The 14,710-nt window shown below is 67.1% G+C and carries 17 protein-coding genes; all 17 read right to left on the bottom strand.

Annotated features, from left to right (window positions below):
* Window positions 1-62: 62 nt before the first annotated feature.
* Window positions 63-362, bottom strand: a complete 300-nt coding sequence (gene rpsQ, locus FLX07_RS07575) for a 30S ribosomal protein S17 (RefSeq protein WP_142569008.1) — start codon at window positions 360-362, stop codon at window positions 63-65.
* Entirely contained in the window at window positions 355-591 is a 237-nt protein-coding gene (gene rpmC / locus FLX07_RS07570) for a 50S ribosomal protein L29 (RefSeq protein WP_142569006.1), read from the bottom strand. Before rpmC ends, rpsQ begins: the two co-directional genes overlap by 8 nt.
* Window positions 591-1,010 (bottom strand): 50S ribosomal protein L16, encoded by a 420-nt coding sequence (gene rplP / locus FLX07_RS07565; RefSeq protein WP_030508327.1) that lies wholly within the window; start codon window positions 1,008-1,010, stop codon window positions 591-593. Before rplP ends, rpmC begins: the two co-directional genes overlap by 1 nt.
* Window positions 1,011-1,012: 2 nt before the next feature.
* Window positions 1,013-1,864, bottom strand: coding sequence for a 30S ribosomal protein S3 (rpsC, locus tag FLX07_RS07560; protein ID WP_142569004.1), 852 nt, complete (start codon window positions 1,862-1,864; stop codon window positions 1,013-1,015).
* On the bottom strand, window positions 1,864-2,217 hold the full coding sequence (gene rplV, locus FLX07_RS07555; protein ID WP_030508325.1) for a 50S ribosomal protein L22: 354 nt from the start codon (window positions 2,215-2,217) through the stop codon (window positions 1,864-1,866). The genes rpsC and rplV overlap by 1 nt, the downstream gene beginning before the upstream one ends.
* 33 nt (window positions 2,218-2,250) lie before the next feature.
* A complete protein-coding gene (rpsS, locus tag FLX07_RS07550; protein ID WP_142569002.1) occupies window positions 2,251-2,529 on the bottom strand; it encodes a 30S ribosomal protein S19 in 279 nt (92 codons plus the stop codon).
* An 11-nt stretch (window positions 2,530-2,540) separates the two neighbouring features.
* A complete protein-coding gene (gene rplB, locus FLX07_RS07545; RefSeq protein ID WP_142563128.1) occupies window positions 2,541-3,377 on the bottom strand; it encodes a 50S ribosomal protein L2 in 837 nt (278 codons plus the stop codon).
* Between the two features lie 130 nt (window positions 3,378-3,507).
* The gene (gene rplW / locus FLX07_RS07540) at window positions 3,508-3,810 is read right to left on the bottom strand and encodes a 50S ribosomal protein L23 (RefSeq protein WP_030508322.1); all 303 of its coding nucleotides are present in this window, start codon (window positions 3,808-3,810) and stop codon (window positions 3,508-3,510) included.
* A complete protein-coding gene (gene rplD / locus FLX07_RS07535) occupies window positions 3,810-4,460 on the bottom strand; it encodes a 50S ribosomal protein L4 (protein ID WP_142569000.1) in 651 nt (216 codons plus the stop codon). Before rplD ends, rplW begins: the two co-directional genes overlap by 1 nt.
* Window positions 4,457-5,113, bottom strand: a complete 657-nt coding sequence (gene rplC / locus FLX07_RS07530) for a 50S ribosomal protein L3 (RefSeq protein WP_142568998.1) — start codon at window positions 5,111-5,113, stop codon at window positions 4,457-4,459. The genes rplD and rplC overlap by 4 nt, the downstream gene beginning before the upstream one ends.
* Window positions 5,114-5,126: 13 nt before the next feature.
* The gene (gene rpsJ / locus FLX07_RS07525; RefSeq protein WP_012887830.1) at window positions 5,127-5,435 is read right to left on the bottom strand and encodes a 30S ribosomal protein S10; all 309 of its coding nucleotides are present in this window, start codon (window positions 5,433-5,435) and stop codon (window positions 5,127-5,129) included.
* A gap of 244 nt (window positions 5,436-5,679) precedes the next feature.
* Window positions 5,680-6,873, bottom strand: a complete 1,194-nt coding sequence (gene tuf, locus FLX07_RS07520; protein WP_142568996.1) for an elongation factor Tu — start codon at window positions 6,871-6,873, stop codon at window positions 5,680-5,682.
* A 160-nt stretch (window positions 6,874-7,033) separates the two neighbouring features.
* The gene (gene fusA, locus FLX07_RS07515) at window positions 7,034-9,082 is read right to left on the bottom strand and encodes an elongation factor G (RefSeq protein ID WP_229689565.1); all 2,049 of its coding nucleotides are present in this window, start codon (window positions 9,080-9,082) and stop codon (window positions 7,034-7,036) included.
* 84 nt (window positions 9,083-9,166) lie between these two features.
* Window positions 9,167-9,637, bottom strand: coding sequence for a 30S ribosomal protein S7 (gene rpsG, locus FLX07_RS07510; RefSeq protein WP_079319871.1), 471 nt, complete (start codon window positions 9,635-9,637; stop codon window positions 9,167-9,169).
* Window position 9,638: 1 nt separating this feature from the next.
* Complete coding sequence (gene rpsL, locus FLX07_RS07505) at window positions 9,639-10,013, bottom strand: 30S ribosomal protein S12 (protein WP_030508316.1); 375 nt, start codon at window positions 10,011-10,013, stop codon at window positions 9,639-9,641.
* Window positions 10,014-10,573: 560 nt separating this feature from the next.
* Window positions 10,574-14,449, bottom strand: a complete 3,876-nt coding sequence (locus FLX07_RS07500) for a DNA-directed RNA polymerase subunit beta' (protein WP_142568993.1) — start codon at window positions 14,447-14,449, stop codon at window positions 10,574-10,576.
* A 19-nt stretch (window positions 14,450-14,468) separates the two neighbouring features.
* Window positions 14,469-14,710 (bottom strand): hypothetical protein (locus FLX07_RS07495; RefSeq protein ID WP_142568991.1); only part of this gene is annotated, 242 nt, incomplete at its 5' end.

Below are 14,710 nucleotides of genomic sequence, written 5' to 3'. Positions count from 1 at the left end.
CCGCCCCTTGGACACCATCATGGGGGGCGGTCTCCCACCCCCCACGAGGCGCGTCTGTGGTGTTACTTGGCCTTCTCGAGGATCTCGACGACCCGCCACCGCTTGGTGGCCGACAGCGGCCGGGTCTCCATCAGGAGGACACGGTCGCCGACGCCGCAGGCGTTCTGCTCGTCGTGAGCCTTGTACTTGGTCGTACGGCGGATGACCTTGCCGTACAGCGGGTGCTTGACGCGGTCCTCGACGGCGACGACGACGGTCTTGTCCATCTTGTCGCTGACGACCAGGCCCTCACGGGTCTTGCGGTAGTTCCGCTGCGTCTCAGCGGCCGTCTCAGTGGTCGTGGTCTCGGTTGCTTCAGACATCGCTCGGCTCCTTCTCGACCGTGACGATCCCGAGCTCGCGCTCGCGCATCACGGTGTAGATGCGGGCGATCTCGTGGCGGACGGCGCGCAGCCTCCCGTAACTTTCCAGCTGACCCGTCGCCGACTGGAAGCGGAGGTTGAACAGCTCCTCCTTGGCTTCCTTCAGCTTCTGGACCAGCACCTCCTGGTCCTCGACACGCAGCTCCGCGGCGGTCAGACCCTTAGCCATCACGCCTCACCCACTTCACGCTTGACGAAACGGCACTTCATGGGGAGCTTGTGCATCGCGCGGCGCATGGCCTCACGGGCCACGGGCTCGGCGACACCGGACAGCTCGAACATGACACGGCCGGGCTTGACATTGGCGATCCACCACTCCGGAGAACCCTTACCGGAACCCATGCGGGTCTCGGCCGGCTTCTTCGTCAGCGGGCGGTCCGGGAAGATGTTGATCCACACCTTGCCGCCACGGCGGATGTGCCGGGTCATGGCGATACGCGCGGCCTCGATCTGGCGGTTGGTCACGTAGGAGTGCTCAAGCGCCTGAATGCCGAACTCGCCGAAGACGACCCTGGTGCCGCCCTTGGCGGCGCCGCTGCGGTCGGGCCGGTGCTGCTTGCGGTGCTTGACCCTGCGCGGGATCAGCATGGTCAGCTCCCTTCAGCACCCGGCTGCTCCGCCGGGCCGGTCTCGGGGGCGGCCTGCGCGGCCGCCTCGGTCCTGGGTGCACGGTCGCCGCGGCCAGCGCCGCCACGACGGGGACGGTCGCCGCCGCCGCGACGGGGACGGTCGCCCGCGCCGCCACCACGACGGTCGTCACGCTCACGACGCTGGCCCGCACGGGCGCCGGCCGCGGCCGCCTCCCGCTCGGAACGGCTGGTCGGAGCCTCGCCCTTGTAGATCCACACCTTCACACCGATGCGGCCGAAGGTGGTGCGGGCCTCGTAGAAGCCGTAGTCGACGTCCGCGCGGAGCGTGTGCAGGGGCACGCGGCCCTCGCGGTAGAACTCCGAGCGCGACATCTCGGCGCCGCCCAGACGGCCGGAGCACTGGACACGGATGCCCTTGGCCCCGCTCTTCATGGCGGACTGCATGGCCTTACGCATGGCCCGGCGGAACGAGACGCGGCTGGACAGCTGCTCGGCCACGCCCTGCGCGACGAGCTGCGCGTCGATCTCGGGGTTCTTCACCTCGAGGATGTTCAGCTGGACCTGCTTCTTGGTCAGCTTCTCCAGGTCGCCGCGGATGCGGTCGGCCTCCGCGCCGCGACGGCCGATGACGATGCCCGGCCGGGCGGTGTGGATGTCGACCTGGACGCGGTCGGTCGTGCGCTCGATCTCGACCTTGGAGATGCCGGCCCGCTCCATGCCCTTCTGCAGCATGCGACGGATCGACACGTCCTCGGCGACGTACGACTTGTACAGCTTGTCGGCGTACCACCGGCTCTTGAAGTCGGTCGTGATGCCGAGGCGGAACCCGTGCGGGTTAACCTTCTGGCCCACTAGCGGGTCCTTCCCTTCGGCTCGCGGGACTCCACGATCACGGTGATGTGGCTGGTCCGCTTGTTGATCCGATAGGCACGACCCTGGGCGCGCGGGCGAAAACGCTTGAGGGTCGGACCCTCGTCTACCCATGCGCGGCTCACGAAGAGCGTCTCCCGGTCGAGCTTGAAATTGTGCTCAGCGTTCGCGATCGCGCTCGAGAGCACCTTGTAGACGGTCTCGCTCGCCGACTGGGGAGCGAACTGCAGCACGGCCTGCGCCTCCGAAGCGGGCAGCCCGCGAATGAGGTCCACCACACGGCGGGCCTTCCGGGGCGTGTGGCGCGCGTACCGCGCCTGTGCCCTGGCTTCCATCGCTTTCTCCTCTAACTGCTGGCTTGAAGGCGCTTACCGCCGGCTGCGGCGGTCTTCCTTGACGTGGCTGCGGAACGTCCGCGTGGGGGCGAACTCACCGAGCTTGTGACCGATCATTGATTCGGTGACGAACACCGGAACGTGCTTGCGGCCGTCGTGCACGGCGATCGTGTGGCCGATCATGTCGGGCACGATCATGGAGCGCCGCGACCACGTCTTGATGACGTTCTTGGTGCCCTTCTCATTCTGAACGTCCACCTTCTTCTGCAGGTGGTCGTCCACGAAGGGACCCTTCTTAAGACTACGTGGCATATCGGCTGCTCCTACCGCTTCTTCCTCTTGCTCCGACGACGGATGATCAGCCGGTCGCTCGGCTTGTTCGGCTGCCGCGTGCGGCCCTCGGGCTTGCCCTTCGGGTTCACCGGGTGGCGACCACCGGAGGTCTTGCCCTCACCACCACCGTGCGGGTGGTCGACCGGGTTCATGGCGACACCGCGGACCGTGGGGCGCTTGCCCTTCCAGCGGTTGCGGCCGGCCTTGCCGATGTTGATGTTGGCCTGCTCGGCGTTGCCCACCTGGCCCACCGAGGCCCGGCAGCGCACGTCGACCTGGCGCATTTCTCCGGACGGCATACGCAGCGTGGCGTACATGCCCTCCTTGGCGAGCAGCTGGATCTGCGCACCGGCGCTGCGGCCGAGCTTGGCGCCGCCACCGGGGCGCAGCTCCACCGCGTGGATGAAGGTACCGGTCGGAATGTTGCGCAGCGGCAGGCAGTTGCCCGGCTTGATGTCGGCCGTGGGGCCGTTCTCGACCTGGTCCCCCTGCTTGAGGCCGGCCGGGGCGAGGATGTAGCGCTTCTCACCGTCGGCGTAGTGCAGCAGTGCGATGCGGGAGGTCCGGTTCGGGTCGTACTCGATGTGCGCGACCTTGGCCGGGATCCCGTCCTTGTCGTGGCGGCGGAAGTCGATGATCCGGTAGGCGCGCTTGTGCCCGCCTCCCTGGTGCCGGGCGGTCACCCGCCCATGGACGTTACGGCCGCCCTTGCTGTGCAGTGGGGCAAGCAGCGACTTCTCCGGGGTGCTGCGCGTGATCTCGGCGAAGTCCGAGACGCTCGCGCCGCGCCGACCCGGAGTCGTCGGCTTGTACTTACGGATGCCCATCTTTTTCGTTCATCCTTCGTCGGTTCGTACCGGTCGGGGTCCGCCTCACGGCGGTCCCCCCGGTGCTCTCTTCCTCGGGGCCGGTCCCTCGCACGATGGCGAGGGGCCCCTCTCCCCGCTGCGGCAGGTGCTAGCCGATCTGACCGAAGATGTCGATCCGCTCGCCCTCGGCCAGGCTCACGATCGCCCGCTTGGTGGTCGGGCGCTGACCGTAACCGAGCTTGGTCCGCTTGCGCTTACCCTGGCGGTTGATCGTGTTCACGCCGGTCACCTTGACGCCGAAGATCTGCTCGACGGCGATCTTCACCTGCGTCTTGTTGGCACCCTTGCGCACCAGGAACGTGTACTTGTTGTGCTCATCGATCAGGCCGTAGCTCTTCTCGGAGACGATCGGCTTGAGGATGATGTCACGCGGGTCGGCGATCTTCTGCATCAGGCCTCTTCCTTCCCGCTGTTCGCCAGCCGCGCGATGACCTGGTCGTAGGCCTCACGGGTGAAGACCAGGTCGTCGTGGCACAGCACGTCGTAGGTGTTGAGCTGCCCCGCGTCCAGCAGGTGGACCTCGGGCGCGTTGCGCAGGCTGAGCCAGGTGAGCTCGTCGTTCTCGTCGACCACGACGAGCACGCTGCGGGCCTGCGTGATCTTCCGCAGCGCCTCCAGGGCGGCGCGGGTTCCGGGCGTGTCACCCGTGACCAGGCCGCTCACCACGTGGACGCGGCCGCCGCCGGCGCGGTCGGACAGCGCGCCCTTCAGGGCGGCCGTCTTCATCTTCTTGGGCGTCCGCTGCTCGTACGAGCGCGGCTGCGGACCGTGGACGACGCCACCACCGGCGAACTGCGGTGCGCGGGTCGAGCCCTGGCGCGCGCGGCCGGTGCCCTTCTGCCGGTACGGCTTCTTGCCGCCGCCGGACACGTTGCCCCGGGTCTTGGTGGCGTGGGTGCCCTGCCGGCGCGCGGCGAGCTGGGCGACGACCACCTGGTGGATCAGCGGGACGTTGACCTTGGCGCCGAAGACCTCCTCGGGGAGGTCGACGGTCCCCGCCTTGGCGCCGCTGGCGTCGAGGACGTCGATGGTCGTGGTCACTTGGCAGCAACCCCCTTCTTGGCGGCGGTGCGGAGAAGAACCAGGCTGCCGTTGGCGCCGGGGATCGCACCCTTGATCAGGATGAGGCCCTTCTCGGCGTCCACGGCGTGCACCTTGAGGCTCTGGACCGTCGTGCGGACGTTGCCCATCCGGCCGGCCATGCGCACGCCCTTGAAGACGCGGCCCGGGGTGGCGCAGCCACCGATGGAGCCCGGGGAGCGGTGCTTGCGCTGCGTACCGTGCGAGGCGCCCAGACCACGGAAGTTGTGGCGCTTCATGACACCGGCGAAGCCCTTGCCCTTGCTCTTGCCGGTGACGTCGATGTACTGCCCGGCCTCGAAGGCGTCGGCGAGGATCTCCTGGCCGAGCGAGTATTCGGAGGCGTCCTCGGTGCGGACCTCGGCGAAGTAACGGCGCGGCGTGATGTCGTGCTTGCGGAGGTAGTCGCCCAGGGGCTTGTTGACCTTACGAGGGTCAATCTGCCCGTAGCCGAGCTGGACGGCGGAGTAGCCGTCCTTCTCCGGAGTGCGTACCCGGGTCACCACGCACGGACCGGCCTCGACGACGGTGACCGGGATCACCCGGTTCGCCTCATCGAAGACCTGGGTCATGCCGAGCTTCTTGCCCAGGACGCCCTTGATCTGCTTAGCCATGTCAGTGCGTTCCTTAGAGCTTGATCGAGATGTCGACACCGGCGGGAAGGTCGAGACGCATGAGCGAGTCGACCGTCTTCGGCGTCGGGTCGATGATGTCAATCAGCCGCTTGTGCGTACGCATCTCAAAGTGCTCGCGGCTGTCCTTGTACTTGTGCGGCGACCGGATGACGCAGTACACGTTCTTCTCGGTCGGCAGCGGCACCGGGCCAGCGACCTTGGCGCCGGTCCGCGTCACCGTCTCGACGATCTTCTTGGCCGAGCTGTCGATGACCTCGTGGTCATACGCCTTGAGCCGGATGCGGATCTTCTGTCCCGCCATAATGGCCTCGGTGTCCTTCGCTGTCGTCCTATAAAGCTTCACGCGGCCTGGTGCCGCAGGTCGTTTCCACGCGACCGACGTTCCGGATCCCGTCCGGTGTTCCGTGATCTGGCAGTGGTTTCGGTCGAAGTGCGGCCGAAAGCACTGCGAGATCACGGTCTCGTCGTCCGTGGGGGACCGTTTCCGGCCCCTCCGTGGTGCGGCGGTCAGGCCCTCACGAGCCCGACCGCCGCCCAGCGGTGTACTACTTGATGATCTTCGTCACACGGCCGGCGCCGACGGTGCGGCCGCCCTCGCGGATCGCGAACTTGAGGCCTTCCTCCATCGCGATCGGCTGGATGAGCTGGACGGTCATCTCGGTGTTGTCACCGGGCATGACCATCTCGGTGCCCTCGGGCAGGTTCACAACGCCCGTCACGTCAGTCGTACGGAAGTAGAACTGAGGACGGTAGTTGTTGAAGAACGGCGTGTGGCGGCCGCCCTCGTCCTTGGACAGGATGTAGACCTGCGCCTCGAACTCGGTGTGCGGGGTCGTCGTGCCCGGCTTGATGACACACTGGCCGCGCTCGACGTCCTCGCGCTTGATGCCGCGCAGGAGCAGACCGACGTTGTCACCGGCCTGGCCCTCGTCGAGGAGCTTGCGGAACATCTCGACACCGGTGACGGTGGTCGTGGTGCTCTTCTCCTTGATGCCGATGATGTCGACGGTCTCGTTGACCTTGACGACACCGCGCTCGATACGACCGGTGACGACGGTGCCGCGACCGGTGATCGAGAACACGTCCTCGATCGGCATGAGGAACGGCTTGTCGGTGTCACGAACGGGCTCGGGGACGTTCTCGTCCACGGCGTTCATGAGCTCGACGATGGAGTCGCCCCACTTCTCGTCGCCCTCGAGCGCCTTGAGAGCGGACACGCGCACGACCGGCAGGTCGTCGCCCGGGAACTCCTGGGCGGACAGCAGCTCGCGGACCTCGAGCTCGACGAGCTCCAGGATCTCCTCGTCGTCGACCATGTCGGCCTTGTTGAGGGCCACGACGATGTAGGGAACGCCGACCTGGCGGGCCAGGAGGACGTGCTCCTTCGTCTGGGGCATCGGGCCGTCGGTCGCCGCGACCACCAGGATCGCGCCGTCCATCTGGGCGGCACCGGTGATCATGTTCTTCACGTAGTCGGCGTGACCGGGGCAGTCCACGTGAGCGTAGTGGCGCTTCTCGGTCTGGTACTCGACGTGCGCGATCGAGATGGTGATTCCGCGGGCCTTCTCCTCGGGCGCCTTGTCGATCTTGTCGAACGGGGTCGCCTCGTTGAGGTGCGGGAAACGGTCGTGAAGCACCTTGGTGATCGCCGCGGTCAGAGTGGTCTTGCCGTGGTCGATGTGCCCAATGGTGCCGATGTTCACGTGCGGCTTGTTCCGCTCGAACTTGGCCTTGGCCACTGGTCTGTCTCCTTAGAGATTCTGACTTGACTTGCGTCTTCTACCTCAGGCTGTGCACGGCGGAGGTGCCCCCGCCGTACACCGAGCGGAACGAGTCGTCCCGAGCCCCTCCGGCAGCGGGGCGACGATCACATCGGCGCCCCGCCACAGTGGTGCGGAACTATTCGCCCCGAGCCTTCGCGACGATCTCCTTGGCGATGCCCGGGGGCACCTCCGAGTAGGAGTCGAACTGCATGCTGTAGCTCGCCCGCCCCTGAGTGCGGCTGCGCAGGTCGCCCACGTAGCCGAACATCTCGGAGAGCGGAACGAGCGCCCTGATCACACGGGCGCCGGACCGTTCGTCCATTGCCTGGATCTGTCCGCGACGACCGTTCAGGTCGCCGATGACGTCTCCCATGTAGTCCTCGGGCGTGGTGACCTCGACGGCCATCATCGGCTCGAGGAGTACGGCGTCTGCCCTGCGCGCGGCCTCCTTGAAGGCCATCGAGCCGGCAATCTTGAAGGCCATTTCCGACGAGTCGACCTCGTGGAAGGCACCGTCCTGAAGCGTGACCTTGACGCCGACCATCGGGTAGCCGGCGAGCACACCGAACTCGGCGGCCTCCTGCGCGCCCGCGTCCACCGACGGGATGTACTCCCGCGGGATGCGGCCGCCGGTGACCTTGTTCTCGAACTCGTAACCGTCGTTGCCCTCGCCCAGCGGCTCGAGGCTGATGATCACGCGCGCGAACTGGCCGGAACCACCGGTCTGCTTCTTGTGCGTGTACTCGACCTTCTCCACCTTGCGGCGGATGGTCTCGCGGTAGGCGACCTGCGGGCGTCCGACGTTCGCCTCGACCTTGAACTCGCGGCGCATCCGGTCGACGAGGATCTCCAGGTGGAGCTCACCCATGCCCCAGATGACCGTCTGCCCGGTCTCCTCGTCCCGGCGGACCTGGAAGGACGGGTCCTCCTCGGCCAGCCGCTGGATCGCGGTGCCCAGCTTCTCCTGGTCGCCCTTGGTCTTGGGCTCGATCGCGACGTTGATGACCGGCGCGGGGAACGTCATCGACTCGAGGACGACCTGCTTGACCGGGTCCGACAGAGTGTCGCCGGTGGTGGTGTCCTTCAGGCCCATGACGGCCACGATCTGACCAGCGATCGCGGTCGGGCGCTCCTCGCGCTTGTTCGCGTGCATCTGGTAGATCTTGCCGATCCGCTCCTTCTTGCCCTTGACCGAGTTCACCACAGTGGTGCCGGTCTCGAGCGTTCCGGAGTAGACGCGGATGTAGGTGAGCTTGCCCAGGTGCGGGTCGCTCATGATCTTGAACGCCAGCGCCGCGAAGGGCTCGTTCGGGTCCGCGTGGCGCTCGATGGCCTCCTCCTCGTTGCCCACCGCGTGGCCCTTGAAGGCCGGAATGTCGGTGGGAGCGGGGAGGTAGGCGACGATCGCGTCGAGCAGGGGCTGCACGCCCTTGTTCTTGAAGGCGGTGCCGCACAGGACCGGGTTGATCGAGCTGGTGATGGTCGCCCGGCGGATGGCCGCGACGAGCTGCTCCTCGGTGGGCTCGACGCCCTCCAGGAAGAGCTCCATGAGCTCGTCGTCGTTCTCGGCGACCGTCTCGACGAGCTTGTCGCGCCACTCACGAGCGGCGTCGGCGTGGTCGGCCGGGATGTCGACGGTGTCGTACATCTCGCCCTTGGCCGCCTCGGCGCTCCAGAGCAGGCCCTTCATCTTCACCAGGTCGATGACGCCCTTGAAGTCGGCCTCGACGCCCCAGGGAAGCTGGATGACCGCCGGCGTGGAGCCCAGCCGGTTGATCATCATGTCGACACAGCGGTGGAACTCCGCGCCGACCCGGTCCATCTTGTTCACGAAGCAGATGCGGGGCACGCCGTACCGGTCGGCCTGGCGCCAGACCGTCTCCGACTGAGGCTCCACGCCGGCGACGCCATCGAACACCGCGACCGCGCCGTCGAGAACACGCAGCGACCGCTCGACCTCGATGGTGAAGTCCACGTGTCCGGGCGTGTCGATGATGTTGATCGTGTGATCAAGCCAGCTGCAGGTGGTCGCGGCGGAGGTGATGGTGATGCCGCGCTCCTGCTCCTGCTCCATCCAGTCCATGGTGGCAGCGCCCTCATGGACTTCACCGATCTTGTAGTTGATGCCGGTGTAGAACAGGATGCGCTCAGTCGTCGTGGTCTTGCCCGCGTCGATATGGGCCATGATCCCGATGTTGCGGACCTTGGCCAGGTCAAGAGCGGTCGTGGTGGCCACTTCTTCGCGTCCTTAACTCGTCGTCGGTGCTCACTACCAGCGGTAGTGGGCGAAGGCCTTGTTGGACTCGGCCATCTTGTGCGTGTCCTCGCGCCGCTTGACGCTGGCGCCGAGGCCGTTGCTCGCGTCGAGCAGCTCGTTCATGAGCCGCTCGGTCATGGTCTTCTCACGGCGCGCGCGGGAGTACTGGACGATCCACCGCAGCGCCAGCGTGGTGCTGCGCGAGGCCTTGACCTCGACCGGCACCTGGTAGGTGGCGCCACCGACGCGGCGGCTCTTCACCTCGAGCGTCGGGCGGACGTTGTCGAGGGCGCGCTTGAGGGTGACGACCGGGTCGTTGCCGGTCTTGTCCTTGCAGCCCTCGAGGGCGCCGTAGACGATCGACTGCGCGAGGGAGCGCTTGCCGTCCAGGAGAACCTTGTTGATGAGCGCGGTGACCAGCGGCGAGTTGTGCACCGGGTCAGCGACCAGCTGGCGGCGGCCAGGGGAACCCTTGCGCGGCATGTCAGCTCTTCTCCTTCTTAGCGCCGTAACGGCTGCGGGCCTGCTTGCGGTTGCGGACGGCCTGGGTGTCCAGCGAACCACGGATGATCTTGTAGCGAACACCCGGCAGGTCCTTCACACGACCACCACGCACGAGCACCATCGAGTGCTCCTGGAGGTTGTGGCCCACCCCGGGGATGTAAGCCGTGACCTCGATGCCGTTGGTGAGCCGAACACGGGCCACCTTGCGCAGCGCCGAGTTGGGCTTCTTGGGGGTCGTCGTGTAAACGCGGGTGCAAACGCCGCGCCGCTGCGGGCTCCCCTTGAGGGCAGGAGTCTTGGTCTTGCTGACCTTGTCCTGCCGGCCCTTACGGACCAACTGCTGAATGGTGGGCACCGCGTCTCCGTTTCGTGCCTAGCCGGTGATACGTGGAACCCGATCGAGGTGGCGATGCCGCCTCTCACAGGCTTGCAGGTACTGCCGGTGTCATGACCTGCTGGTTTTCCATCCTCTTCGACCCCCGCGGTCGGGCGTGTCGCGCTCTTGTCGCATCACACCCGAGCAGACCCGGTCGATCCGGAGGAGTCTCGCGGCACTCCCGCACACCCCTCTCGTCGAGAAGTGGCATTCAAGCGCACGCGTGCGAGCCCACAGACGGGCACGGAGGTTAAGCCTACCCGCCCCCGTACAACACGTCAAAACAGAGGAGGACGCCCCGGAGGGACGTGCCCCGCTGTCTAGACGTGTCGCTGTGCCGACGGCCCAAGCAGGACCGCCGAAGGACCCGGCGCCTCATCATACCGTCCCCACGAGGGACTTCTCACGGTTTCCACGCCGTCCCACCCTGCGCCGTGGGCGTACGCGGGAGTGCGGACAACGGAAAGCGGCCCGGGACGGGGTGTCCCGGGCCGCTTCCGTACGTCCCCGCCGCGGCGATCGCTCGCCGCGGCGACCTGTCAACGGCCGTACTGTCCGAAGTCGTACTCCTCCAGCGGGACGGCCTCGCCGCTGCCGGAACCGAAGGTGTAGTCCGCGGCCGAGCCGTCGTAGCCGCCGACCGTGTACATCGCGGCCTTGGCCTCCTCGGTCGGCTCCACCCGGATGTTGCGGTACTGGGGCATGCCCGTACCGGCCGGGATGAGCTTACCGATGATGACGTTCTCCTTGAGGCCGAGCAGCGAGTCCGACTTGGCGTGGATCGCCGCGTCGGTGAGGACTCGCGTCGTCTCCTGGAAGGACGCCGCCGACAGCCACGACTCGGTGGCCAGCGAGGCCTTGGTGATGCCCATCAGGACCGGACGGCCGGCGGCCGGCTGGCCACCCTCCGCCACGGTCTGCCGGTTGAGCGCCTCGAAGCGCGGCCGCTCGACCAGCTCGCCGGGCAGCAGCTCGGTGTCGCCGGACTCCAGTACGTTCACGCGCTTGAGCATCTGCCGGACGATGACCTCGATGTGCTTGTCGTGGATCGACACACCCTGCGAGCGGTAGACCTGCTGCACCTCGTCCACCAGGTGGAGCTGGACGGCACGCGGGCCGAGGATGCGAAGGACCTCGTTCGGGTTGCGCGCACCGGCGATCAGGAGCTGACCGACGTCCACGTGCTGCCCCTCGGAGACCAGCAGCCGCGACCGCATCGACACCGGGTAGGCGATCTCGTCCGAGCCGTCGTCCGGAGTGATGACGATCTTGCGGGTCTTGTCGGTCTCGTCGATCCTGACCCGGCCGGCGACCTCGCTGATCGGAGCCACACCCTTGGGGATGCGGGCCTCGAACAGCTCCTGGACACGCGGCAGACCGTGGGTGATGTCCGCGCCCGCCACACCACCGGTGTGGAAGGTACGCATGGTCAGCTGGGTGCCGGGCTCACCGATCGACTGGGCCGCGATGATGCCGACGGCCTCGCCGACGTCCACGAGCTTGCCGGTGGCCAGCGAACGGCCGTAGCAGGTCGCGCAGACACCGATCTTGGCCTCGCAGACGAGCGTGCTGCGGGTCCTGACCGTCTCGATGCCGACGTTCACCAGCGCCGTCACCACGTCGTCGTTGATGTCGACGCCCGCGGACGCGATGAGCTTGCCGTCCACCTCGACGTCCTCGGCCAGGATGCGGCCGTGCACGTTGCTCTCGGCGTTCTCGGCCTTGACCAGGTTGCCCTGGGGGTCGCGCTCGCCGACGTGCAGCGGGACGGCCCGGTCGGTGCCGCAGTCGATCTCGCGCACGATGACGTCCTGCGCGACGTCGACCAGACGACGGGTCAGGTAACCGGAGTCGGCGGTCCGCAGGGCGGTGTCCGCCAGGCCCTTCCGCTGGCCGTGGGTCGAGATGAAGTACTCCAGCACCGACAGGCCCTCGCGGAAGGAGGACTTGATCGGCCGCGGGATCGTCTCACCCTTGGTGTTGGACACCAGGCCGCGGATGCCGGCGATCTGCCGGACCTGCATGCGGTTACCGCGGGCGCCGGAGTTGACCATCATCCAGACCGGGTTGGTCGCCGGGAACGCGTTGACCATGTCGGTCTCGACGTCCGCCGTCGCATGGGTCCAGATCTCGATGAGCTCCTGACGGCGCTCCTCGTCGGTGATCAGACCGCGGTCGTACTCGCGCTGGACCTTGTCGGCCCGCCTCTCGTACGACTCCATGATCTCGGCCTTGTTCGGCGGCGCCACGACGTCCTCGATGGAGATCGTGACACCGGCGCGGGTCGCCCAGTAGAAGCCGGCGTCCTTCAGCGAGTCGAGCGCGTTGGCCACATCCACCTTCGGGTACCGCTCGGCCAGCTCGTTGACGATCGCCGAGAGCTGCTTCTTGCCGACCTGGTAGTTCACGAAGGGGTAGTTGTCGGGCAGCGTCTGGTTGAACAGGCACCGGCCCAGCGTGGTCTCCAGCCGGATCGGGTCGCCGGTCTCCCAGCCCTCGGGGGCCTCCCAGCCGCGCGGCGGCGGGACGTCCTTGAGCCGCACGTGGACCTTGGCCTGGATGTCCAGCTCGTGGCGGTCGAAGGCCATGAGCGCCTCCGACACCGTGGCGAACACCCGGCCCTCGCCGACGCCACCCTCCTTGTGGGTGGTCAGCCAGTACAGACCGATGACCATGTCCTGGGTGGGCATCGTCACCGGCTTGCCGTCCGCCGGCTTGAGGATGTTGTTGGTGGACAGCATCAGGATCCGGGCCTCGGCCTGAGCCTCGGCCGACAGCGGCAGGTGCACCGCCATCTGGTCGCCGTCGAAGTCCGCGTTGAACGCGGTGCAGACGAGCGGGTGGATCTGGATGGCCTTGCCCTCGACGAGCTGCGGCTCGAAGGCCTGGATGCCCAGACGGTGCAGAGTGGGCGCGCGGTTGAGCAGCACCGGGTGCTCGGTGATGACCTCTTCGAGCACGTCCCACACGACCGGCTTGGACCGCTCGACCATCCGCTTGGCGGACTTGATGTTCTGCGCGTGGTTGAGATCGACCAGGCGCTTCATCACGAACGGCTTGAACAGCTCCAGCGCCATCTGCTTGGGCAGGCCGCACTGGTGGAGCTTGAGCTGCGGGCCGACGACGATGACCGAACGGCCGGAGTAGTCGACGCGCTTGCCGAGCAGGTTCTGCCGGAAACGACCCTGCTTACCCTTCAGCATGTCGCTGAGGGACTTCAGCGGACGGTTGCCGGGGCCCGTGACCGGGCGGCCGCGGCGGCCGTTGTCGAACAGGGCGTCGACGGCCTCCTGCAGCATCCGCTTCTCGTTGTTCACGATGATCTCGGGCGCGCCGAGGTCGAGCAGACGCTTGAGGCGGTTGTTCCGGTTGATGACCCGGCGGTAGAGATCGTTCAGGTCCGAGGTGGCGAAGCGGCCACCGTCGAGCTGGACCATCGGCCGCAGGTCCGGCGGGATCACCGGGATGCAGTCGAGGACCATGCCGCTCGGCGAGTTGCGGGTGTTGAGGAACGCCGCGACGACCTTGAGCCGCTTGAGCGCGCGGGCCTTCTTCTGGCCCTTGCCGCTGCGGATGGTCTCCCGCAGGTTCTCCGCCTCGGCCTCCAGGTCGAAGCCGGTCAGCCGCTCCTGGATGGCCTGGGCGCCCATGCCGCCGCGGAAGTAGCGGCCGAACCGGTCGCGCATCTCGCGGTAGAGCAGCTCGTCGCCCTCCAGGTCCTGAACCTTGAGGTTCTTGAAGCGGCTCCAGACCTCCTCGAGCCGGTCCAGCTCGCGCTGGGCCCGGTCGCGGAGCTGGCGCATCTCGCGGTCGGCGCCCTCGCGCACCTTGCGGCGGACGTCGCCCTTGGCGCCGGCGGCCTCTAGCTCGGCCAGGTCCGCCTCGAGCTTCTTCTGGCGAGCCTCGATGTCGGCGTCGCGGCGCTGCTCGATGTGCTGCCGCTCGACGGAGATCTTCGCCTCCAGCGACGGCAGGTCGCGGTCACGCATCTCGATGTCGACATGCGTGATCATGTACGCCGCGAAGTAGATGACCTTCTCCAGGTCCTTCGGGGCCAGGTCGAGCAGGTAGCCGAGGCGCGACGGGACGCCCTTGAAGTACCAGATGTGGGTGACCGGAGCGGCCAGCTCGATGTGGCCCATCCGCTCGCGGCGCACCTTGGCGCGCGTGACCTCGACGCCACAGCGCTCACAGATGATGCCCTTGAAGCGGACGCGCTTGTACTTGCCGCAGTAGCACTCCCAGTCCCGGGTCGGACCGAAGATCTTCTCGCAGAAGAGCCCGTCCTTTTCCGGCTTGAGGGTCCGGTAGTTGATGGTCTCCGGCTTCTTCACCTCGCCGTGCGACCACTGCCTGATGTCGTCGGCGGTCGCGAGGCCGATGCGCAGCTCGTCGAAGAAGTTGACGTCGAGCACTAGATAATCCCCTTTTGAATCAGACCTCGTCGACGGTCATCGCGCCCTCGTGGGGACGCCGGGACAGGTCGATGCCGAGCTCCTCCGCCGCGCGGAAGACGTCCTCGTCGGTGTCCCTCATCTCGATCGACATACCGTCGCTGGAGAGGACCTCGACGTTGAGACAGAGCGACTGCATCTCCTTGATGAGGACCTTGAAGGACTCGGGAATGCCCGCCTCGGGGATGTTCTCGCCCTTGACGATGGCCTCGTAGACCTTCA

It is taken from the genome of Microbispora bryophytorum, from assembly GCF_006874465.1.
Classification (GTDB): Bacteria; Actinomycetota; Actinomycetes; order Streptosporangiales; family Streptosporangiaceae; genus Microbispora; species Microbispora bryophytorum.
This window is presented reverse-complemented; position numbering and strand designations above follow the sequence as displayed.